This is a genomic window from Streptomyces sp. 8N706 (assembly GCF_052245415.1).
GTDB lineage: Bacteria > Actinomycetota > Actinomycetes > Streptomycetales > Streptomycetaceae > Streptomyces.
This window is the reverse complement of sequence record NZ_JBQQBW010000110.1, coordinates 1-21,052: the sequence shown is the minus strand read 5'-3', so window position 1 is coordinate 21,052 and position 21,052 is coordinate 1. Positions and strand designations below refer to the sequence as shown.

Annotated in this window: 18 protein-coding genes and 2 pseudogenes; 5 read left to right on the top strand and 15 right to left on the bottom strand. The window is 71.9% G+C overall.

Going from position 1 to position 21,052, the window contains the following annotated elements; translation table 11 throughout:
- The first annotated feature begins 643 nt into the window (after positions 1–643).
- The 3 genes and pseudogenes from ACTWQE_RS28355 to ACTWQE_RS28345 all read left to right on the top strand — a co-directional run bounded on the left by ACTWQE_RS28355 (position 644) and on the right by ACTWQE_RS28345 (position 2,982).
- Positions 644–1,024 (top strand): DUF2267 domain-containing protein, encoded by a 381-nt coding sequence (locus tag ACTWQE_RS28355; RefSeq protein WP_443331913.1) that lies wholly within the window; start codon positions 644–646, stop codon positions 1,022–1,024.
- Positions 1,025–1,259: 235 nt separating this feature from the next.
- The gene (locus ACTWQE_RS28350) at positions 1,260–1,706 is read left to right on the top strand and encodes an RrF2 family transcriptional regulator (RefSeq protein ID WP_443331912.1); all 447 of its coding nucleotides are present in this window, start codon (positions 1,260–1,262) and stop codon (positions 1,704–1,706) included.
- 81 nt (positions 1,707–1,787) lie between these two features.
- Positions 1,788–2,982: pseudogene (locus ACTWQE_RS28345) on the top strand (globin domain-containing protein).
- A 154-nt stretch (positions 2,983–3,136) separates the two neighbouring features.
- Here ACTWQE_RS28345 and ACTWQE_RS28340 read toward each other — a convergent pair.
- The 5 genes from ACTWQE_RS28340 to ACTWQE_RS28320 form a co-directional block, all read right to left on the bottom strand.
- Entirely contained in the window at positions 3,137–4,024 is an 888-nt protein-coding gene (locus ACTWQE_RS28340) for a carbohydrate kinase family protein (RefSeq protein WP_443331915.1), read from the bottom strand.
- A 70-nt stretch (positions 4,025–4,094) separates the two neighbouring features.
- Positions 4,095–4,649 (bottom strand): carboxymuconolactone decarboxylase family protein, encoded by a 555-nt coding sequence (locus ACTWQE_RS28335; protein WP_443331911.1) that lies wholly within the window; start codon positions 4,647–4,649, stop codon positions 4,095–4,097.
- A gap of 370 nt (positions 4,650–5,019) precedes the next feature.
- Complete coding sequence (locus ACTWQE_RS28330) at positions 5,020–5,826, bottom strand: SAM-dependent methyltransferase (RefSeq protein WP_443331910.1); 807 nt, start codon at positions 5,824–5,826, stop codon at positions 5,020–5,022.
- Positions 5,827–5,855: 29 nt separating this feature from the next.
- Positions 5,856–6,092, bottom strand: a complete 237-nt coding sequence (locus ACTWQE_RS28325) for a DUF397 domain-containing protein (protein ID WP_443331909.1) — start codon at positions 6,090–6,092, stop codon at positions 5,856–5,858.
- A 4-nt stretch (positions 6,093–6,096) separates the two neighbouring features.
- The gene (locus ACTWQE_RS28320) at positions 6,097–6,921 is read right to left on the bottom strand and encodes a helix-turn-helix domain-containing protein (RefSeq protein ID WP_443331914.1); all 825 of its coding nucleotides are present in this window, start codon (positions 6,919–6,921) and stop codon (positions 6,097–6,099) included.
- Between the two features lie 178 nt (positions 6,922–7,099).
- Here ACTWQE_RS28320 and ACTWQE_RS28315 point away from each other — a divergent pair, with 178 nt between their 5' ends.
- Complete coding sequence (locus tag ACTWQE_RS28315; RefSeq protein ID WP_443331908.1) at positions 7,100–7,576, top strand: ATP-binding protein; 477 nt, start codon at positions 7,100–7,102, stop codon at positions 7,574–7,576.
- Between the two features lie 248 nt (positions 7,577–7,824).
- On the opposite strand, the gene ACTWQE_RS28310 is transcribed toward ACTWQE_RS28315, so the two are convergent.
- Positions 7,825–8,643, bottom strand: coding sequence for an SGNH/GDSL hydrolase family protein (locus ACTWQE_RS28310; protein WP_443331907.1), 819 nt, complete (start codon positions 8,641–8,643; stop codon positions 7,825–7,827).
- Between the two features lie 305 nt (positions 8,644–8,948).
- Between ACTWQE_RS28310 and ACTWQE_RS28305 the strand changes: the two genes are divergently transcribed.
- On the top strand, positions 8,949–9,767 hold the full coding sequence (locus ACTWQE_RS28305; RefSeq protein WP_443331906.1) for a tyrosine-protein phosphatase: 819 nt from the start codon (positions 8,949–8,951) through the stop codon (positions 9,765–9,767).
- An 81-nt stretch (positions 9,768–9,848) separates the two neighbouring features.
- Here ACTWQE_RS28305 and ACTWQE_RS28300 read toward each other — a convergent pair whose 3' ends face one another.
- The 9 genes and pseudogenes from ACTWQE_RS28300 to ACTWQE_RS28260 form a co-directional block, all read right to left on the bottom strand.
- Positions 9,849–11,288: an aspartate aminotransferase family protein gene (locus ACTWQE_RS28300; protein WP_443331905.1), complete on the bottom strand. Its 1,440-nt coding sequence runs from the start codon at positions 11,286–11,288 to the stop codon at positions 9,849–9,851.
- A gap of 199 nt (positions 11,289–11,487) precedes the next feature.
- Positions 11,488–12,510, bottom strand: coding sequence for an adenosyl-hopene transferase HpnH (hpnH, locus tag ACTWQE_RS28295; RefSeq protein ID WP_443331904.1), 1,023 nt, complete (start codon positions 12,508–12,510; stop codon positions 11,488–11,490).
- Positions 12,511–12,515: 5 nt separating this feature from the next.
- On the bottom strand, positions 12,516–13,196 hold the full coding sequence (locus ACTWQE_RS28290; RefSeq protein ID WP_443331903.1) for a phosphorylase family protein: 681 nt from the start codon (positions 13,194–13,196) through the stop codon (positions 12,516–12,518).
- Positions 13,196–15,304, bottom strand: coding sequence for a squalene--hopene cyclase (gene shc / locus ACTWQE_RS28285; protein WP_443331902.1), 2,109 nt, complete (start codon positions 15,302–15,304; stop codon positions 13,196–13,198). Before shc ends, ACTWQE_RS28290 begins: the two co-directional genes overlap by 1 nt.
- A 223-nt stretch (positions 15,305–15,527) precedes the next feature.
- Entirely contained in the window at positions 15,528–16,661 is a 1,134-nt protein-coding gene (locus ACTWQE_RS28280) for a polyprenyl synthetase family protein (protein WP_443331901.1), read from the bottom strand.
- A complete protein-coding gene (gene hpnE / locus ACTWQE_RS28275) occupies positions 16,658–18,148 on the bottom strand; it encodes a hydroxysqualene dehydroxylase HpnE (RefSeq protein ID WP_443331900.1) in 1,491 nt (496 codons plus the stop codon). Before hpnE ends, ACTWQE_RS28280 begins: the two co-directional genes overlap by 4 nt.
- A 361-nt stretch (positions 18,149–18,509) precedes the next feature.
- Complete coding sequence (gene hpnD / locus ACTWQE_RS28270; RefSeq protein ID WP_443331899.1) at positions 18,510–19,472, bottom strand: presqualene diphosphate synthase HpnD; 963 nt, start codon at positions 19,470–19,472, stop codon at positions 18,510–18,512.
- On the bottom strand, positions 19,469–20,368 hold the full coding sequence (hpnC, locus tag ACTWQE_RS28265) for a squalene synthase HpnC (RefSeq protein WP_443331898.1): 900 nt from the start codon (positions 20,366–20,368) through the stop codon (positions 19,469–19,471). The genes hpnD and hpnC overlap by 4 nt, the downstream gene beginning before the upstream one ends.
- A gap of 508 nt (positions 20,369–20,876) precedes the next feature.
- Positions 20,877–21,052: pseudogene (locus tag ACTWQE_RS28260) on the bottom strand (ABC transporter ATP-binding protein); the annotation flags it as partial.

The window sequence follows — 21,052 nt, the reverse complement described above, 5'->3', positions numbered from 1 at the left end:
CTGCGTTGTCGGGCTCGTCCGAGTACGCCCAGTACGAGGACGACCCTCCGCCTTGCGATCGCACGCACCAGCCGCCGCGACCCCCGCCCTTCGGGCGGACGGCGCTACTTTCGAAACACGCCCTAACCGCCGACCGGCTCGCAGCGACGCGGTGACCGAGAGCAGCACGGTGTGCTGGGTCGGGCGCGTCCGCAGGAAGCCGTCCGCCGCGGCCAGGAATACGTCGAGGTCCTCCGTCATGATCCATGCCATGCCCGAGTCTCCCGCGCGGTGCGGACCCGCCGCACACGGTTTTTCACCGGACCCCGAGGTGCCAACGGGCTCCTCCGCCGAACGGACCTTCCGCACCGGCATCTCGCCGCTCGGCAGCCGCACCGTACGGTGACCCGCCGGGGGCTTCGTCCATGCGCCCCAGGCGTCCCCGCACCTGAGCGGCGCCCGCCGCTGATTCACGTCCGGCCATCCGGGCAGATGAACAGCGCCGGGTGCCGCTTCGGTGCGGGGACGGCGGAACAGCTCGCCGTGGACGCCCACCGTCGCAGCGGCGTGACCGCGCGGGCCCGGCGGCCGCATGGCAGGCTGGTCGAAAGGCAAGCGCTCCCTTCCGACCAGCAGTTTTCCGACCGGCAAAGGAGTACGGCGCGTGGAAGAGAAGGAATTCATCCGGGCGGTGTCGGAGCGTACGGGCCTGTCGCGGCAGGAAGCGGCGGACCTCACGCGCGCCACGCTCGAGACGCTCGCCCACCGGCTCAGCGCGGGCGAGGCGCAGGACCTGACGACGGAGCTGCCGGAGGCGCTGGCGGCGTCGGTACGCCGGGGCGCGACCGAGGACATCGAGCCGTTCGGCTGGGACGAGACCGTGACGCGCGTGGCCGAACGCAACATGCTCAAGAACGAGGAAGCCGACCGCGGTGTCCGCGCAGTGCTCGTCACTCTTCGCGAGACGATCAGCGACAAGGAGTTCGGCGACCTCATGTCGCAGCTCGGCAACGAGTTCTCCGGACCGATCGCCTCCGAGGGCTGAGCGTTTCACCGGCATCCCGCCCCGCCGGGGGCGCGACCGGACGCGGTGCGCGGACCGGCGGGGCGGATTCACCCCCGACGCGTCGCCGCAGCGGCGCAACTCCCCTCCGTACGCGGGGTGGTGAGTGACCGACGGCCCGTGCGCCACGGTGTACGCCACCCGCTGACGGCTGGTATGAGATGTCCCACAGCCCCCAAAATCAGAATCTGAGATTCGCATTAGCTAGGATCCTCTCGTGCGACTGACCAAGAGCACCGACCTGGCACTGCGTATCGCCATGCGCCTGGCGGTGCTGGACGAGGAGAGCGCCCCGACCACCCGCGAGGTGGCCGACGCCGTCGCCGTGCCGTACAGCCATGCCGCGAAGGTCGCCACCCGGCTGCAGCGCCTCGGCGTCGTCGAGGCCCGGCGCGGCCGTGGCGGCGGCCTGACACTCACCCCGGCGGGGCGCACCGGCTCGCTCGGCCGCCTCGTCCGCGCGCTGGAAGGCGTGGGCGACGTGGTCGGCTGCGAAGAGGATCCGCCCTGTCCGCTGCGATCGGCCTGCCGCCTGCGCCACGCCCTGCGAACGGCCCAGGAAGCCTTCTACGCCTCGCTCGACCCGATCACCGTCGAGGACCTGGTGGCCACCCCGACCGGGCCGGTTCTGCTGGGCCTGCCACCGCGCCCCACGACGACCTGACCCGGCGTCCACCCCGCCACCCGGACCTGGCCGCCGCACGCCAAAAAACACGAATCTCAGATACCAATTTGGAGCCCGGTGATGCTGTCCCAGAAGTCGGCCGGAACGATCCGCGCCACCCTGCCCGCCGTGAGCGGCGCCATCGGCGAGATCACCACGCTGTTCTACGACAAGCTCTTCGCCGCCCACCCCGAGCTGCTGCGTGATCTGTTCAACCGGGGCAACCAGGCCAACGGCGCGCAACGGCAGGCCCTCGCCGGGGCCATCGCCGCCTTCGCCTCGGCGCTGCTGGAGCAGCCGGACGTCCGGCCCGACACGATGCTCCGACGCATCGCCCACAAGCACGCCTCACTGGGCGTCACCCGCGACCAGTACCGGATCGTGCACACCCACCTCTTCGCGGCCATCGCCGAGGTACTGGGCGAGGCGGTCACCGACGAGGTCGCCGCGGCCTGGGACGAGGTCTACTGGCTGATGGCGCAGGCCCTCATCGCCATCGAGGCCCAGCTCTACGCCGAAGCCGGCGCCCCGGACGGTGACACCTGGGGCGACTACCGCGTCATGGGCCGCTGCCCGGAGACCGAGGACGCGACCACCTTCCTCGTCCGCCCCGCCGACGGCTCACCGCCCCCGCCGTTCCGCCCGGGGCAGTACGTGTCCCTACAGGTCCAACTCCCCGACGGCGCACGCCAGATACGCCAGTACAGCCTGTCGGGCACCCAGGCCGACGGCCTGCAGTTCACCGTCAAGAAGGTCAACGGCACACCCGACGGCGAGGTTTCCCACCATCTGCACGAGCACGTGCACGAAGGCGACACCCTCCGGGTCAGTGCTCCCTTCGGCGACGTCACCCTCGACATGCTCGACGGGGAGGGCCCCGTCCTCCTCGCCTCCGCCGGCATCGGGTGCACGCCCGTGATCAGCATGCTCGGCCACCTCGTCGCGACGGAGTCACGGCGCCGGGTCATCGCCGTACACGCCGACCGCAGCCAGAGCTCCCACGCCCTCCGGGCCGATCTCGACCAGCTCGTGGCGAAGCTTCACGACGGCAGCGCCCATGTCTGGTACGAGCACCCGGACACTCCCTGGCCCACCGACCGCACCGGCCTGGTCGACCTCACCACCGTCGCCCTGCCGCCGGGGACCACCGCCTACCTCTGCGGTCCTCTCCCCTTCCTGCGCGCGGTGCGCACACAGCTCCTTGAACGGGGGCGTCCCCGCGGCCGACATCCACTACGAGGTCTTCGGCCCCGACCTCTGGCTCGGCCAGGGATGACCACCGGCCCGCGGGGAGGCTTCCCCTGCGGGCCGTAGGGCCTCGGGCCGCGCTCCGTCCGTACGGGCCCCGGGCCTCGTGCTCTGTCGGTGCGGGCCCGGGCCGCGCGTCGCTACGGAACCGGGCCGTATTCGTCCGCGGTCGGGAGCGGGGCCTACCGCGCCCCCGTGACCGCCACGCCTTCCTCCTGGCCGCGTTCGAGCGCCGGGGCGTCGATGAGCGCGGTGTGGGTGCCCTCGGCCGTACAGGCGTACGCCCCCGCCACCGCGCCCAGCCGTACGCACTCCTCCAGATCGCGGCCCGCCAGCCGCCCGTACAGAAAGCCGGAGGCGAAGGCGTCGCCCGCACCATTGCTGTCCACCACCGGGCCGGGCGGCACGGCCGCGGGGATGTGCCGCGGCGAGCTGCCGCCGTCCCGGGTCAGCAGGTACGCGCCGCCCGCACCGGCGGTGGCCACCACGGCCTCCGCACGGCCCTCGCCGAGGATCTCCCGCATCACTCCGGCGAGCCGCTCCCCCGCCCCGGCGGCGCTGAGGAAGACGAGGTCGGAACGGAGCGCGAACTCCCGGTGGTGGTCGGTGAGTCCGTCCCAGTCGTGCAGATCGGTGGAGACGGGGACACCGAGCGCCGCCAGATCGTCGTAGAGGAAGCGTGCGAAGTGCATGATCGACAGATGGACATGGCGGGCCCGCCGCAGATGCGGCAGATAGTGCTCGGGCGGCATCCGCAGATCCAGCGGGTCGCGGCCGTCGTAGAAGGAGCTGCGGCGGCCGGCGGCGTCCACGAGATTCACCGCGCGGCGGGTGCCGTACGGCGAGACCAGCGGGTGGAAGCGCACCGTGCTGCCGGCCAGCCGCTCGCGCACCAGCGCCCCTTGCGGATCGTCCCCCACGAAGTCGAGGAAACCGGTGGCCAGTCCGAGCGCGGCGCAGCCGAGCGCCACACCGGTGCCGGTGTGTCCGGCCCACTCGCGGATCGGCGGCACGCCGTAGGAGTCGGCGTACGGCACGGGCAGCGCGTCCACGCGTACGACGGTGTCCACTCCGGAGCCGCCGACGACGAGGACGTCGTACGGCGGCTCACCGGACCCGTCAGGGCCTGTGGGACTGGGATCAGTTCGGTACTGGGATGTCACAAGTGTCCTTGAATCCTTGGCTGGTCAGGCCGAGCGCCGTGTTGATCCGCGAGCGCAGGTTCTCCACCCCCACCATCGCGGTCAGTTCCACCAGTTCGGCCTCTCCGAGATGCTCGCGGAGCCGGTCCACGAGTGTGTCGTCGACGGTCGGCGGAGTCGCGGTCACGGCCTCCGCGTACTCCATGACGTCACGCTCCAGCGGAGTGTAGACGTCGCTCTGCCGCCAGATCGGCACTTCCTGCAGCTTACGGTGGTCCATGCCGTGCCGGCGGCTCTCCCAGTAGCCGAAGTCCAGGCACCACGAGCAGCCGATGGCGGCGGACGTCGCCATCAGGGCGAGGGCCTTCAGACCCGGGTCGAGCTTGTCCCACCGGGCGATCGACCGCTCGAAGCGGGCGTCGGCGGTGAGGACGCCCGGGTGGTGGGCGAGGGCGTGGACCGGGTCGAGGACCTTGCCGTAGGTCCGGCGGGAGTACCACTCGGCGAGGCGGACGAGGAGCGTGCGGGGAGGGTCGAGGGAGATGCGGGCCATGGGGGCCTCCGTGGGATGCGTTGTGTGTGCTGTCACCATCCAGGACGGAACAGCACCCCAAAAATGTGACATCACCGCGCTGACCTGCGCTGCCTCTCCCTTCGGGCAGGGTGCTGAGATGCCGGACCCGGACGCGAGGGCCGACGCGCACCCGGCGGGCCCGACGTCGTGGCGCACGCCACGACGTCCGACCGGCGGAAGCCCTCGCGACACCGGCCACCGGCCACCGGCCACACCGTGGCAGATACCGGTGGCCACCGGACCGGGCCACCGGGCCACACCGCAGCCGCGCCGACCGGAGCCCTCCGGTCCGGCGGGCAGCGGCGCCGGCCCGCAGTGCGCGGGTACCGGGGCCCGCCCGGCGGCGCCCTCAGTCCTTGACGGCGACCCCGCCGTAGAACCCGATCCCGCTGAGGGCACCGGCCGGTGGGGGTGAGCTGTCGGGCCGCCACAGCGGCACCTGCACCAGCCCGGGTTCCAGCACCCGGAACCCCTCGAAGAACGGCAGGATCTCGGCGTGCGAGCGCGGGTTCAGTGTGGCGGTGGCGTTCTCGTAGACCTCGAGGACCCCGGGGATGCCGCCGGGGTGGCAGTCCGTCGTGACGTGGGACAGCACCAGATGGCTGCCGGCGGGCAGCGCCTCGCTCAGGGTGGCGACGACCCGGGCCGGGGCCTCCTCGTCCGTGACGAAGTGCAGGACGGCCGCCAGCAGCACGGCCACCGGCCGGTCGAAGTCGATCAGCTCCCGGACCGTCGGGTGCTCCAGTATCGATTCGGGCTTGCGGACGTCGGCCAGGGCGAACCCCGTGTCCGGGGTGCCGACCAGTCGCGCGCCCGCGTGCGAGGCGACGATGGGGTCGTTGTCGATGTACGCGACCCGTACGTCCGGCGCGATCTCCCGGGCGATCTCATGGGGGTTGGGCGAGGTGGGGATGCCCGTCCCGATGTCGATGATCTGGCGCATGCCGCGCTCCACGACGAAGCGGACAGCCCGTTCGAGGAAGGCCCGGTTCATCCGCGCCGCGGCGTGGATCTCCGGGATCTCGGCGACGACACGCTCCGCGGCCTCGCGGTCCACCTGGTAGTTGTCCCGGCCACCCAGATAGTAGTCGTACATCCGGGCAGGGTGCGGCCTGCTCGTGTCTATCTCCTCGGCGGAGAAACCCTGATCGGTCACGCCGCTCTCCCTTCGGTGCTCAATCCCCGTCATGCCAGCAGGAAGTCGGCGTCGCCGGCCTTCGCGCCCTGAATGAACGTCTCGATCTCGTGGTGGGTGTAGATCAGGGCGGGTCCGTCCGGATCCGTCGACTGGCGCAGTGCCACCCTGCCGTCACTCAGCTTCATGGCCTCGAGACAGCTTCCCCCGTTGCCGCCGCTCCACGGCTTGTGCCAGCCCTCGGTACCGAGGTCCTTGGCCGGCATGCCGTTGTATATGCGACCCATCTGGTCAGATCTCCTTGCGCATTCCACCCAGGTAGCCCTCTGTGGTGTGGGCCGGCGGGGCCTGCGCACACATCCGGTCCAGAGCCTCCAGGAACGCCGAGACGTCGTCGCGTTGGTCGAAGTAGACGCCGCCCAGCAGACTTTCCGTGTAGGCGATGTCCGGGAGCTCCTGGATGGGGAACCGGAAGATATGGAAAGGCCCGTACATCGCCGGGTGGGGGCCTGCGGCGAACGGCATGACCTGCAGCCGTACGTTCGGCATCGACGAGGCGTCGATCAGCCGGTCCACCTGCTCCCGCATGACGCCGGGCCCCCCGATGGGCCGGCGCAGCACCGTCTCGTCGATGACGACCCACAGCAGCGGCGCGGCAGCCTTGGTCAACAGGCTCTGGCGCTCGATGCGGAGGGCGACGAGGCGGTCGATCTCGTCGTCCGCGGCATGGGGCATTCCGGCGCGCAGCACCGCCCGGGCGTAGCCGGGTGTCTGCAGCAGCCCGGGGACGTAGTGCGGTTCGTAGGCCCGGATGAGGTTGGCCTCGCCCTCCAGGCTGACGAACGCGCTGAACCACTCGGGCAGAACATCGCGGAAGCGGTACCACCAGCCGCGCCGGTTCGCCTCCCGTGCCAGGGACAGAAAACCCTCGAGTTCCTCCTCTTCGGTGACGCCGTAGGTGAGAAGGAACTTCTCGACGTACGGGATCTTCAGGCCGACTTCGGCCTTCTCCATCCTGCGGATCGTGGCGTGCGTGACGTCGAGCGCCCGGCCCGCTTCCTCATAGGACAGTCCTGCCTTCTCCCGGAGGTCCTGCAGGCGCTTGCCCAGCACCATGCGCAGGACGGTGGGGGCGCCGCCGGGCCGCGTGTCCGCCACTACCGTTCCTCTCCAACTGTCGTCACAAGACGCAGTGTGTCATGCCGTCAGTTGTGTCGACAGACTGTCCCAAACGTTTCTGCAAATTACAGATTGAACCTTGCCATACGTGAGTCGGCGCGCGCATAGTTACGGAGTGGCTTCCTTCCATGACGTTCTCCGGTTAGCGGACCACGGCGGCTGTCTCGCCGTGGAGCGCCAGGATGCGTTCCAGCTGCCGGCGCTGCGCACCTCCGTCGCCGAAGCACGACGACGCACCCTGGAGCGGCTGCGCGCCTGGGGAGCCGACCAAGAGTGCCGTGACAGTGCCGAGTTGATCGTCTCCGAACTGGTCACCAACGCCGTGCGCCACACCGACAGCGAGAAGATCGGCTGCGAACTGCGGGTCCTCGGGGCGCGGTTGCGCGTGGAGGTGACGGACGAGGGCTGCACCGCCACCGAGCCCCACCCCGGGTCGGGTGATGTGGACGGTGAGAGCGGACGCGGTCTGCTGCTGGTCGACGCGCTGTCGGAGGAGTGGGGCGTACGGCCGGGAGAGAACGGCCGGGGACATGTCGTCTGGGCCGAACTGGCCTGCTGTCCGGCCCCCCACGGTCCGCACCGGCGACAGTGAGCCGCTGACCGCCGCCCGGCACGCAGGGAACGGCCGCTTCCGCCGGGCATCTCCCGAGGGCCGCGCGCGTCCCCGGCCCCGTAGGGCCTCACAGCACGTCCCGTCCCTCCCGGTGCCTCGCGCACGTCCCCCACCCCGACGGCCTCGCGCACCTCGGCCACCGCGACGGCCCGCGCACTTCGCGCACGCGTTCCGGCGGCCTCGCGACCCCGCCCCACCGACGCCGAAGCGCCGGGCGGGGCACAGCGCTACAGCGGCAGCAGGTCCGGGCGCTTGGGCTCCACATGGTCCCCCGACGACTCACCGCGCAGCCGCCGTCCGATCCACGGCACCAGATGCTCGCGCGCCCACTGGACGTTGTCCCGGCGCACCTCGGCGGCGCCCCGCTGCGGCTCCGGTGGCCAGGGCTGGTCGGGGTCGGCCGGTACGGGGAGCCCGAGGACCTGGGCGGCCCGCAGAGCGACCCGGGTGTGCCCGTCCGGCGACAGGTGCAGCCGGTCGGCGTCCCAGGCACGCCGGTCCTGTACGGAGCGCAACGACCACAGGTCCAGCACCGGGCAGTCGTAGCGGTCGGCGATGGCCCGTACATGGGCCGTGTACGTGGCGATCTTGCCGCGGAGATGGCGGAGCACCGGCACACCGCGGGTGTCGAAGCCGGTACAGACCATCACGGTGCCGACGGAGCCGGTGAGATCGGCGACCGCCGCCTCGAAGCGCTCGGCCACATCGTCGGGATCGCTGCCCGGCCGGAGGATGTCGTTACCGCCCGCGCAGAAGCTCACGAGGTCGGGACCGAGTTCCTTGGCGCGCGGCAGCTGGTCGTCGACGATCTGGTCGAGCAGCTTGCCGCGGACCGCCAGGTTGGCGTAGCGGAAGTCCCCGGGAGCGGAGCCTCCCGGACGTGCGGAGCCGGGGCGCTGATCGGAGAGGAGGACAGCGAGACGGTCGGCCCAGCCGATGAACACGCCGCCGGGGCCGGGGTCGCCGACGCCCTCGGTGAAGCTGTCCCCGACGGCCGTGTACGACCCGATGACGCCACTGGTGAAGGATGTCGAATCATCTGCCACGTCGGCACATGATTCACCTCGACCGGCTACTTACGCGACCGTAATTCGCCGCTGGTCAGACGTGGCGTGCGTCTCATCCACCACTCGGCGCAACGGCCCGCCCCCATGCCCCCGCTGTTCGTGCGGCAGGACGGTCCGGCCGGAGCGCATCGGATACGCGCCCCGAGGTGCCGATACCGCGCCGACGTCGGTGACACGGAGGGGAACCGCTGTCACCGGCTTGGTTGCCCCAGCAATCAATATCGTATCGTCGACATGTCACCTCGTCGGCGGGCCGCGTCGACGGCCGACCGCGAGGAGCGCCCGTGACGCAGACGCCGCAGGTCCCGCAGGCCCCGTCGACCGAACCCGAGCTCTCGGGCGTGCGCAACTTCCGTGACGTCGGCGGACTGCCGACCGTGGACGGCAGGCGCGTCCGGGAGGGTGCCCTCTACCGTAGCGGCCACCTGGCGAGCGCAACCTCCGAGGACGCCGAGATCCTGGGCTCACTCGGTCTGCACACCATCTTCGACTTCCGCAATTCCGCGGATGTGGCCCTCGAGGGTCCGGACGTCGCGCTGCCGGGCGTACGCCATGTCAACATCCCGCTGACCGACCCGGCGCACGGTGCCGAGTTCTGGAAGATGGTGCGCGACGGCCAGCTGGACGAGCTGCGGACAGGGCTCGGCGACGGCAAGGCGGCGGCCAGGATGACCCGTACCTACCGCCAGATCATCCGGACCCGTACCGCGGAGCACAGCCGGGTGCTGCATGCGATGGCCGAGGACAGCGTTCCGGCGCTGATGCACTGTGCGGCGGGGAAGGACCGGGCGGGTCTGTCGGTCGCCGTGACGCTGCTGGCCCTGGGCGTCGAACGGGACGCCATCGAGACCGACTACCTGGCGAGCAACGCCGCCCACCGCCGCTACCAGATCCGCCGGAGCGACAACTCCGAAGCCCCCATGTCCGATGAGGTCAGGCAGCTGCTGAGCCCCCTCTTCGACGCCCGCACCGAGTATCTGCACGCGGCCTTCGCCACGATCGAGGAGGTCTGGGGCACGGTGGACGACTACCTCGGCAAGGGGCTGAAGTTCGGCCCGGCGGACCGCGAGCGGCTGCGCGAGCGTCTCCTCGTCAGCGACTGAGCGTCACCGGCTGAGCGGCGGGGCGCCGATTGAGCCAGAGCCCCGCCCCACGGGCAAATTGTTTGCCTAGGGGGCAAACAGTCACCGCTGGGCGACCGCCTGCTTCACCAGCGTGCGGCCGAAGTCCCACAGCAGCCCCGCTCCGCTGTGGGCGTCGTCCATGACGTCGGTGAAGGCATCGACGAAACGGTCCACCTCGCGCTCGCCGATGATCAGCGGTGGGATCAGCTTGATCACCTCCATACGGTCCCCGGAGACCTGGGTGAGGATGCGGTGGCGCCGCAGCAGCGGTACGACCACCATCTGTGCGAAGAGGCCCTTGCGGGCGGCCTGGAGCATCGCCCAGCGGCTGCGCAGAACGAGCGACGCCGGCCGTCCGAACTCGATGCCGACCATCAGCCCGCGGCCGCGGACATCGTGCAGCAGCTCGTAGCGGTCCACGAGCGCGGCCAGCCGCGAGCGCAGCAGGTCACCGGTGTGCCGGGCGTTGGCGACGATCCCCTCGTCCTCCATCACCGCGAGGGTGGCGAGCCCGGCCGCCATCCCCTGGGCGTTGGCTCCGAAGCTGGCGGAGTGGACCAGCACGCGGTCCATCGCGGAGTAGACCTGTTTGAAGATCCAGTCCTTGCCGAGGGTGGCGCCGACCGGGACGTACCCGCCGGAGAGCGCCTTGGCGACGCACACCAGGTCGGGTTCGACGCCCTCCTCGTGCTGATAGGCGAAGAAGTCCCCGGTCCGGCCGAGACCGGTCTGCACCTCGTCGGCGATCAGCAGCGCCCGGTGCCGGTGCAGCAGCCGCTGGGCGGCGAGCAGGAAGCCGGGAGGCGCGGCGTGGACCCCCTTGCCCTGGATCGGCTCGACGATCAGTGCGGCGACATCCCCGCGCTCCAGCTCCCGCTCCAGGGCTCCGAGATCGCCGAGGGGGATGGCCGTGTCGGGCAGCAGCGGGCCGAAGCCGTCGCGGTAGCCGTCCTCACCGTTGACGGAGAGCGAGCCGGTGGTCAGCCCGTGGAAGCCGTGTGTGCAGTAGAGGATCCGCGGCCGCCCGGTGACGTAGCGGGCGAACTTCAGCGCGGTCTCCACCGCCTCCGTACCGCTGTTGCCGAAGAACACCCGGTCCAGATGCGGGGCGTGGCCGAGCAGACGCTCGGCGAGGAGACCGGGCAGCGGTTGGCAGTCGAAGCGGGTGAGGTCGGCGAGTGAGGCGTCGAGGACGTCGTGGAGGGCCTTGCGTACGACCGGGTGGTGGCGGCCGAGTCCCATCACGCCGAAGCCGGCGAGCATATCGAGGTACTCCTGCCCGTCGGCGTCCCAGAAGTAGGCGCCCTCGGCCCGCTCGTACACCTTGTCGAAGCCGATGGTGTGCAGCATGCGCGGCAGCTGGTGGTTGAGGTGCCGGGCGTGCAGGTCGTATCGCTCGGCGCCGCGCTCGGCCAGCAGCTTGCCCAGGTCGAAGCCCTTCGGGGCCGTGCCGTCGGGTTCGGTCGGCTCCTCGGACCCGATGGACTCAGCGGATGTCATGCATCACTCTCCTCATGACCGTGGGCCACTCCCGGCCTGCCGGGGAGGCGCCGACCGTCCGCGGTCCTGGCCTTGCCGAGCGCGGCCGGCCAGGGTGTGTCGGCGCCGGGGTGAGCGCGAGGCCGGCCGGGGCCTCTCCTCGCCGGTGTGTGGCGAGGAACTGCGGGCGGCGCTGCGGCGGTTCGGACCGCGGTCAACGTCACCTGAGGTTTCCGCCGACGGTGTCGCGTGCCGCCCGCAGGGATTCCTTGAGGGATCCCATGGTGGCGAGGACAGCGGTCGGCTCGTAGCCGCAGTGCGCCATGCAGTTCGCGCAGCGGGCGTCCTTGCCGCGCCCGTAGGCGTCCCAGTCGGTCTCCTCGATCAGCTCCTTGTACGTGGGCACGTAGCCGTCCGCCATCAGGTAGCAGGGCCGCTGCCAGCCGAAGAGTGAGTAGTTGGGGATCGCCCAGGCCGTGCACGGGAAATCCGCCTTGCCTTCCAGGAAGTCCAGGAAGAGCGGGCTGTGGTTGAGCCGCCAGCGGCGGCGGTTGCCGTCCGCGAAGGACTTCCTGAACAGCTCCCGGGTCTGCTCGACCCCGAGGAAATGCTCCTGGTCGGGGGCTTTTTCGTAGGCATAGGCAGGCGAAATCATCATCTGGTCGACCATCAGGTCGTCGTTGAGGTAGTTGAGCACCTCGACGACCGTCTGCGGCGTGTCGGTGTTGAAGAACGTCGAGTTGGTGGTGGTGCGGAAACCCCGGCGCTTGGCCTCCCTGATCGCCGCCACCGCCTCGTCGAACACCCCTTCCTTGGCGACGGACTCGTCGTGCCGCTCGCGCAGCCCGTCGATGTGCACCGCGAAGGCGAAGTACGACGAGGGGGTGAACTTGTCGATCTTCTTGCGGAGGAGCAGCGCGTTGGTGCACAGGAAGACGTATTTCCGCTTGGCCACCAGCTGCCGGACGATCTCGTCGATCTGCGGGTGCATCAGGGGTTCGCCGCCCGCGATGGACACCATCGGCGCGCCGGACTCCAGCACGGCGCCGACCGCCTGGGCGACCGGCATGCGCTGCTTCAGCACACCGGCCGGATGCTGGATCTTTCCGCAGCCCTCGCACTTGAGATTGCAGGCGAACAGTGGTTCGAGCTCGACGATCAGCGGAAACTTCTCCCGCCGCCGGATCTTCTGTTCGACGAGATACGTCCCGACGCGGATGGACTGACGGAGCGGCATGGCCATCTAGCTCACCTCCAGGGGAGCAACAGAGAACGGTGCCATTCGAAGAAAGCCGGAAGGACAGCACGCAGTACGCGGAAAGCTGATATTCCACCGCGAAGTGTCCCAATACGGACTAGCTCATGCTCAGGAGCGTCCACGACCACCCGTACGGCCGCAACCGGGCGGTGCCCGTGACTCCCGCGGCCCCCGTCCCGGGGTACCCGTGTGGCGCTGCGCAGGGTGGCCGCGGACTCCATGTCCACCGCGATGGCGCCCGCCGCCCGCAGCTCGGCCCGCTCCGCCCCCCGCACCACATGGTCGGAGCCGGTCAGCGGGCCGCTGTGGATGGCGCACCCGGGGCGGTCCCGGACGAGCCCGGCGAGCGCCTCGACCAGCACACCGGTCCCCGTACAGACGATCCGGCCCTCGGCGTCCCGTGTCTCGTCGGCGACGACCAGGTCGCCGGGGTGCATCCCGGAGGCGAGACCGGCGCAGAAGCCGGTGGCGATCACGGCGGCGCCCCGGTTCACCGGGTCGTCGCGCAGCGTGCGGAGCACCGTGCGCTCCGCCGCGTGCGGGCCCATTCCGGTGCGCAGTACGGTCAGCGGTCCGGTCGCACCACTACGGTCGCCGCTGCGCAGCGCGAAGCGTTCGATGCCCAGGGCGCAGGCGATCACCAGGGGTCCGCCGCCGGGGGCCGGGGCCATCAGGGCGCCTGCGGATCGGTCCGGAGACCCCCTGGCGGCCCGGCGGCCGCCCCGACGGCCCCGGCGCCGGTGCCATGGACCCCGTACAGATAACGGCCGAGGGCCGTGAGCGGGAAGACCTGCCGGTAGAGGTGATAGTTGATCGAGAAGTCCCAGGGAAAGCCGGTGCCGGTGAAGTACGGCTCGTCCCAGGTGCCGTCCTCGCGCTGCGTCCGGGCCAGCCATGCGATCCCGCGCTCCACGGCACGCCCGTCCCGCTCACCGGCGGAGAGCAGAGCGAGCAGCGCCCAGCCGGTCTGCGAGGCGGTCGACGCGCCGCGGCCGATCCACTCGGGGTCGGGGTACGAGCGCTGGTCCTCGCCCCAGCCCCCGTCGTCGTTCTGGACGCTCTCCAGCCAGCCGACGGCGCGGCGGATCGCCGGGTGCGAGGCAGGAAGCCCGGCGGCCACCAGCGCCGGGACGACGGAGCCGGTGCCGTAGACGTAGTTGGTGCCCCAGCGGCCGAACCAGGCTCCGCTCTCCTCCTGTCCGGCCAGCAGCCACCGCACACCGCGCCGGGTGCGGCCGTCGAGTGCCCGGTCCTCACCGGCGAGCATCTCCACGACGTGCGCGGTGACGTCCGCGGACGGCGGGTCGATGACCTCGCCGAAGTCGCAGAACGGCAGCCGGTTGGGAAAGGCGCTGGTGTTGTCGGCGTCGAAGGCTCCCCAGGCGCCGTTCCTCGACTGCATGCCCAGCGTCCAGCGCACCCCGCGCCGGATCGCGGCCTCGACCCGTACCGGGTCGGGATGCCGTACGCGGCGCAGCGCCAGAACGACCTCGGCCGTGTCGTCGATGTCCGGGTAGTTGTCGTTGTGGAACTCGAACGCCCAGCCGCCCGGCGGGAGTCCCGGCCGCCGCACCGACCAGTCCCCGGGGCGTACGACCTGCTCGGCCAGCATCCAGTCGGCGGCCTTCACCAGCGCCGGGTCGTCGGCGGGTACGCCCGCGTCGGCCAGTGCGATGGTGGCCAGACAGGTGTCCCAGACCGGCGACTGGCAGGCCTCGATCATCCGGCTGCCGTCCTCGCGCCATACGGCGTAACGGTCCAGCGACTCCAGCCCGGCGCGCAGCACGGGGTGGTCCAGGTCGTAGCCGAGCAGATGCAGGGCGATCAGGGAGTACACGGCGGGCGGCTGGATGCCGCCCCAGCAGCCGTCGTTCTCCTGACGCTCGATGATCCAGCGGGCGCAGCTGCCCAGCGCGGCCCGCCGCAACGGGCGGATGGCCACCTTGTGGTAGGCGTGCAGGGCCCGGTCCAGGCCCTGGAAGAAGCCGTCCCAGCCTTTGGCCGGGGCCCTGCGTCGCGCCGGTACGGGGCGGGCGGAGCCCCCGGGGCCGGACGGAACGACGTGGAGTTCGTCGAGGGGGAACGGCGCGGGACGTACGGGGCGTACAGCCGAGACGACGGTGAGGGGCACGATGGTCTGCCGCGCCCAGCAGCCGAAGTCGTAGATGTTGAGCGGGAACCACTTCGGCAAATACATCAACTCGGGTGGCAGTTCTGGCAGTTCGTCCCAGCTCCACCAGCCGAAGAGCGCAAGCCAGACGCGCGTGAAGACCCGGGTGGCGGCGATGCCGCCACGGTCGCGCACCCAGGCCGAGGCGGCGGCCATGTGCGGGGCGCCGGGCTCGTCGCCGGCGAGCCGGAGGGCGACGTAGGCCTCGACGGTCGCGGAGAGTTCACCGGGTCCGCCGTGGAAGGTCGCCCAGGTGCCGTCCTCACGCTGCTCGGAGCGGATGAAGCGGGCGGCGGCCTCGGTGGTCCTCACGTCCCTGATGCCCAGGAACTGGCGGAGCATCAGGTCCTCGGCGTCCATGGTGACGTTGGTCTGGAGGTCGCCCTTCCACCACCCTTGCGCGTCCTGCCGGTCGAGCAGGTTCCGTACGGCGCGGGCGGCCGCCCGCTCGGCCGCGTCGCGCGTCCCGGTGGGGCCGGGAGTCCTGGGGGCTCTCGGAGCTCCCGGGGCTCCGGCGGGCCCGCCGGCCGGAGTGGTCGGTCCGGGCGGCCTCGTGGCCGGTGCACCGGGCGGTAGCGCCCCGCTGCCTCCGTCGGTCGTCGCTGTCATGGCTTCCCCTTCGGGCAGTGAGTCCTCTGCTGTGCTGGGGCCTGCCGTCGGCCGGCGCCCGGACCCCGTACTGCGGGGGCAGGGCGCCGGCCGGCGACTGCGAGCTATATGGGGTTGTTGTTCATCGCCGCGGCAGCGCGGTCAGCCGCCGCACAGCGAATCGCCATCGCCGCACGGCGGTTCATCGCTGCGGCACGGCGGTTCACCGCCGCCGCACGGCGGTTCATCGCTGCCGTACGACCACGAAGTCCGCGAGCGCCACGAGCTGCTCCCGGATCCGCGCGGGCATCTCCACCCGGTCCAGCGCTCCGACGGCGGTCGCGTGCTGCCGCCGGGCCTCCTGGGAGGTCCACTCCCGGCCGCCCGCCTCCTCGATGAGCGCCGCACGGGTGGCGAACGCCTGCTCGTCGAAGGTGTCGAGGTCGGTGCTCTTGGCGTCCGCGGCGAGGAGTTCGGCGAGCCGCTCGGATGCGTGTCCGCCCGCGGCGAGCGCCGCCACGACCGGGAGGGACTTCTTGCGCTGCCGCAGGTCGCTCCAGGTCTGCTTGCCGGTGGCCTCCGGGTCGCCCCAGATGCCGAGCAGGTCGTCGACCGCCTGGAAGGCGAGGCCGAGGTGGTACCCGTACGCCTCGAGGGTGTCGGCCATCCGGTCGTCGGCGCCGCCGAGGACCGCGCCGATGGAGACGGCACAGGCCAGCAGGGCACCCGTCTTGTTGCCCTCCATCTCCAGGCACTCCTCGACGGTGACCCGCTCACGGTGCTCGTAGGAGATGTCCTGGGCCTGGCCGTCGATGAGCTTGCGGGTGGCGGTGGTGAGCCGCCGGGTCGCGCGCCCGGCGTCGACGGTGCCCAGTTCGAGCAGGATCTCGTTGGCGAGGGCGAAGAGCGCGTCGCCGACCAGGATGGCCTGCGCGGGCCCGTGGACCTTCCATACGGTGTCCCGGTGGCGGCGCTGCTCGTCGCCGTCCATCAGGTCGTCGTGCAGCAGCGAGAAGTTGTGCACCAGCTCCACGGCGACCGCGCCGGGGATGCCCACCTCGGGCGGCGCGCCCGCGGCCTCCGCGGACAGCAGGGCGAGAGCGGGGCGTACGGCCTTGCCACCGTCCCCCTCGGCCGGCCGGCCGGCGGCGTCGATCCAGCCGAAGTGGTAGGCGGCGACGGTGTCCATGGGCGGCGCGAGCCGGTCCACCGCGGCGCGCAGCACCGGGATGGCGAGCGTCCGCCCGCGCTCCAGCAGCGCGGTCACGCCCGCGGTGTCGATGGCAGGACTCTCCGAGGACACGGTAGGCACGGTCTCTCCTCGGTGTCCTGTGGTCCCGGGGGTGCGGGGCTCCGTCCCCTGTACAAACGCCGTCATGCCGCCTCCTGCTGCGGATGCCCCGGCCGGAAGGCAGGGGGAGGGTTGTGGTGCGGGCGGCCTGGTTCGGAGAGCGCCGCGCGCGCCGCGGTGATACCGCTGCGGACGGCGCCTTCCATGGTCGCGGGCCAACCTGTGTCGGTCCACGCACCCGCCAGGTAGAGGCCGGGTGCGCGGGTACGGGCCCCTGGGCGGAGCCGTCCGACGCCCGGTGCCGGGGCGAACGTCGCTGTCCGTTCCCGGGTGACAAAGAAGTCTCTCACCCGCGTGCCCCGGGCGGCGGGCAGCAGTCGTTCCATCTCGGGCAGATAGCGCCCGCGCAGAACGGCGGCGGGGGTGTCGATCTCGTCGTGGGCCGCGGACTGCGACAGCGCCAGGTACTGGCCGCCGCCGGTGAGTCCGGATGCGGCCGTACGGTCGAACACCCATTGGACCGGGGTGCCGAGCGCGGCGAAGAACGGCCGGCGCAGCACCGTGCGGTCGTAGACGACATGGATGTTGAGGATCGGCGAGGTGCCGATGCCGAGGAGCCGCTCGGGTTCGTCGAGGGCTCCCTGGGGCAGCAGCCGGCGGGTTTCGTGCTGGGGCACGGCGAGGACGACGGTGTCGGCGTGCAGCCGGCCGGCGGTGGCCGGACCGTGGTTCACCTCGATGTGCCAACCCCCGTCGGGCGCGGGGGTGACGGCCTGGACACGGCCCCGCAGCACGGTGCGTACGCCTGCCCGTTCGAGCGCGGCGCGGGCCAGCGTGTCGTGCAGATCGCCGAGCGGCACATGGGCCCAGCCGATGTCCGCGGCGCCCGGCTCGGAGAGCAGGCCCGTCTTGAAGACCATGGCGGCCAGCCCCAGGGAGGCCTGGCCTGCGCGGGCGTTGAGGGTCGCCACACCGACGAGGTCCCAGAGGGCTTCGACAGCGCGTGGGGACTGGCCCTGACGGTGCAGCCAGCCGGCGAAGTCGGTGCCGTCCAGCGCCGGGTCGGCCGGGTCCAGGCCCTTGAGGGCGAGGGCGGCGCGGGCGACCCCGAGGCGCTCGGCGAGCGAGAGGTGCGGGTAACGGGCGAGGCCGCCCGCGAGGTGCAGCGGTACGGGCAGCGCGGTGCGGCGCAATCGTCCGAGCCGGCGGCCCTGCCCGGGGCCGACGTCGAGGACGGGCACCTCCAGCCGCTCCTGCAACGGGGCGAGCCGGGTGCCGCCGATACGGTCGAGGAACCAGCGGTAGGCGGTGCAACAGCGGAGATAGACGTGCTGGCCGTTGTCGACGGTGAGCTCCCCGGCCGCGCCGCGGCGGCGGAAGGAGAAGGCGAGGCCACCGAGGCGCGGACGCCCCTCGACCAGGGTCACCCGCACTCCGGAGTCGGCGAGCGCGAGCGCCGCGGTGATGCCCGCGATGCCACCGCCGATGACGGTGGCGCTGTGCTCCCCCGCCTCCGCCCGGCCGGGCACCGCCGGGCCGCGGTAGGGATCGGGCCGTGTGCTGTCCTGTGTCATACGTCCTCCCCTGCGGACGCGTCACGGCGGTGACGGCGGGCAGCCGCCTCCCTCAACGACGCGGCCGCCCGACGGAGGGTTGCCCGCCGGTTGTGGACACCGGCCCGGCGGCTCCGCCCCACGCGACCGTACGGCATCCGCCTCCCCCGCACGCAGCCCGGCACAGCGCCGCCGGAGCAGGCCCGCCACGAGACCGGTCCGCCACCGTGCGGCGCTCCTCCGGCCGTCGGCCCGGCGGCCGCCGGACGACGTGCCCCGGCGGCAACGGGCGTGCCCGGCCCGTGGCATGAGGGCCCGGGCATCGCCGCCCCGGGGGAACAGACCGGGCAGACGCCCGTCAAGGGGGCGCGGGTCGGCGGCATCAGGCGCGCCTCCGGACCGTCCGGCGGGTGATGTGCCGGGCGTCCAGTCCCGACAGACCGCGCACGGCGACGTACGCCTTCTCGCGCCCCGGAAGGGAGACACGGCCGCGCAGCACGGCCTGCGGGTCGCGGGAGATACGGTCCAGCAGCCGGCGGTAGATACCGGCCATCGCGGCCACGCAGGCTCCGCTGCGCCGGTCGAGCAGGGGCAGCAGGCGGAAGCCCTCGGCGAAGAGGGTGCGGGCGCGCCGGACCTCGAACTGGATGAGGCCGCCGAAGTCGGCGCCTGCCGGGGGAAGGACGCTCCCGAACCCCGCGGAGCAGCCGAACTTGGCGAGGTCCTCCGCGGGCAGGTAGGTGCGGCCGTTTCCGGCGTCCTCGCGGACGTCCCGGAGGATATTGGTGAGCTGGAGGGCGAGCCCGAGCGTATCGGCGTACTCGGGAGCGCGTTCCGCCTCGTGCGCGCCGAGTCCGGGGGCGGCCACCGTGCCGAACACACCGAGCGAGAGGCGGCCGATCGCCCCCGCGACACACCGGCAGTAGACCTCGAGGTCGTCCCAGGTCTCGTACGTCTCGCCGCGCACATCCATCAGCACGCCGTCGATGAGTTCGTCGAGGCCGGCCAGCGGGATCGGGAAACGCCCGGCTGCGTGGGCGAGGGCCACGGCGACGGGGTCGGTGTCGTCGGGGTCGATCCGGCCGTCGCGGATGCGGGCGAGGAGGGCCCGGGTGTTCTCGAGCCGCGCCTGCTTGGCCTCCGGGGCGAGGCCGCCGTCGCCGATGTCGTCGACGCGGCGCGAGAAGGCGTAGAGCGCCGACATGGCCTGCCGCTTGTCGGCCGGCAGCAGTCTGATGCCGTACGCGAAGTTGCGGGCCTGCTGTCCCGTCACGGCCTCGCAGTAGCTGTACGCAGCGAGTACCGGGGCGGACACGTGTGCGGATCCGTCCACGGTCCGGCTCACCCCTCTCTTCGCAGTGTCGCCCCCACCTCGCGCACGAGGTCGAGCTTGGTGGGCTTGGGCGGTCCGGGGAGTACGTCGTGGCCGGCCGCGGCGACCGCCTTCAGCGCGGCGCGCCCGCCGGCCACGAATCCGGCGAGCAGCAGCTTGAGCCTGCCGTGGACGCTGCCCACCAGGGGGGCGCCCTCATCCAGCAGCTGCCGGGCGCGTGCGGCCTCGTACGCGATCAGTCCGCGCACCCGGGCGCTTCCGGTGGGGGCGGCGAGGTCGGACTCGGTGACGCCGAGGCGCTTCATGTCCTCGGCGGGGAGATAGATCCGGTCGCGGCCGAGGTCCTCGGCGACGTCCTGGAGGTGCTCGACGATCTGCAGTGCGGTGCAGATGGCGTCGGAGCGGCGCACTCGCTCGGGGGTGATGGAGCCGGTGACGCCGAGGACGAGCCGGCCGACGGGGTTGGCGGACAGCTCGCAGTAGGCGAGAAGGTCGTCGAAGGTGGCATAACGGCGGACGTGCTGGTCCTGGCGATTCGCTTCGATCAGGCCCAGGAACGGCTGGGGGGTGAGCCGGCAGCGGCGTACGGCCGGCCTGAGCGCGCTCAGCAGCGGGTGGCGCGGGCCCTCGGCGGAGCCGTCGAACACCCGGTGCAGGTCGGCCTCGAAGGCATCGAGCAGAGCGAGCCGGTCCTCGGCGCGGCCGCGGTCGAGCCCGAGCAGCGCGGCGTCGGTGCCGCCGGGGGCGAGGTCGCCGTCGCCGATGTCGTCGACGAGGCGGGCGTAGCCGTAGACCGCCATGAGGTCCGCACGCCAGACGCGAGGCAGGAAGCGGGGTGCGACGGGGAAGTTCTCACGGGCGGCCTTGTCGAGTACGGCCCGTGTGTGCTCGGCCGTCCCGGCGGTCACAGGGGCCTGCCCGGCACGGCGCTCCGCGGGCCGGACTCCCCGGATACGCCCGCCACAGCGGCCGGAGCGGGGGCGATCACGGCGGAGGTTCGCGCGGCGCCCGTGCCGGAGGCCAGGGGCGCACCCGGGCGAGGGACGGCGCACATGCCTCGGAGCCGGAGAGTACCCGTAGCCATAGCCGTCATATCTCCCGTTCTACACTGCCGACCCAGAACATCCTATTTCGGACACGCCGCCCGCTCGCCTGCGGCGATGTCCGCCATCGGGAGCGGGTACCGAGTCGTATCGCCCGACTTGCCGCGAATCAGCCCCGGTACAGCTTACGCCGTACAGCAGCCCGGAAACGCGGGGGCGGTGCCCGGGCAGGGCAATATCGGGTGACGGTCGAACGCTCCCGGGACGCGCCGGATTCGCCCGCGGTTCACCGCGGCGGCAAGGCCCCCGCCGGTCCGCCCGGCGAGGGCCTCCATGTCATCGAGCGCGGCGGAGAGCGGCTACGTCCCGGCGGCTACTTCCCCGTCTCCTTCTCGTAGGCCTTGATGACCTCGTCGGTGGGCCCGTCCATGACGAGTTCGCCCTTCTCCAGCCACAGCACCCGGTCGCAGGTGTCCCGGATCGACTTGTTGTTGTGGCTGACCAGGAAGACCGTGCCCGCCTCCTTGCGCAGTTCCCGGATGCGCTCCT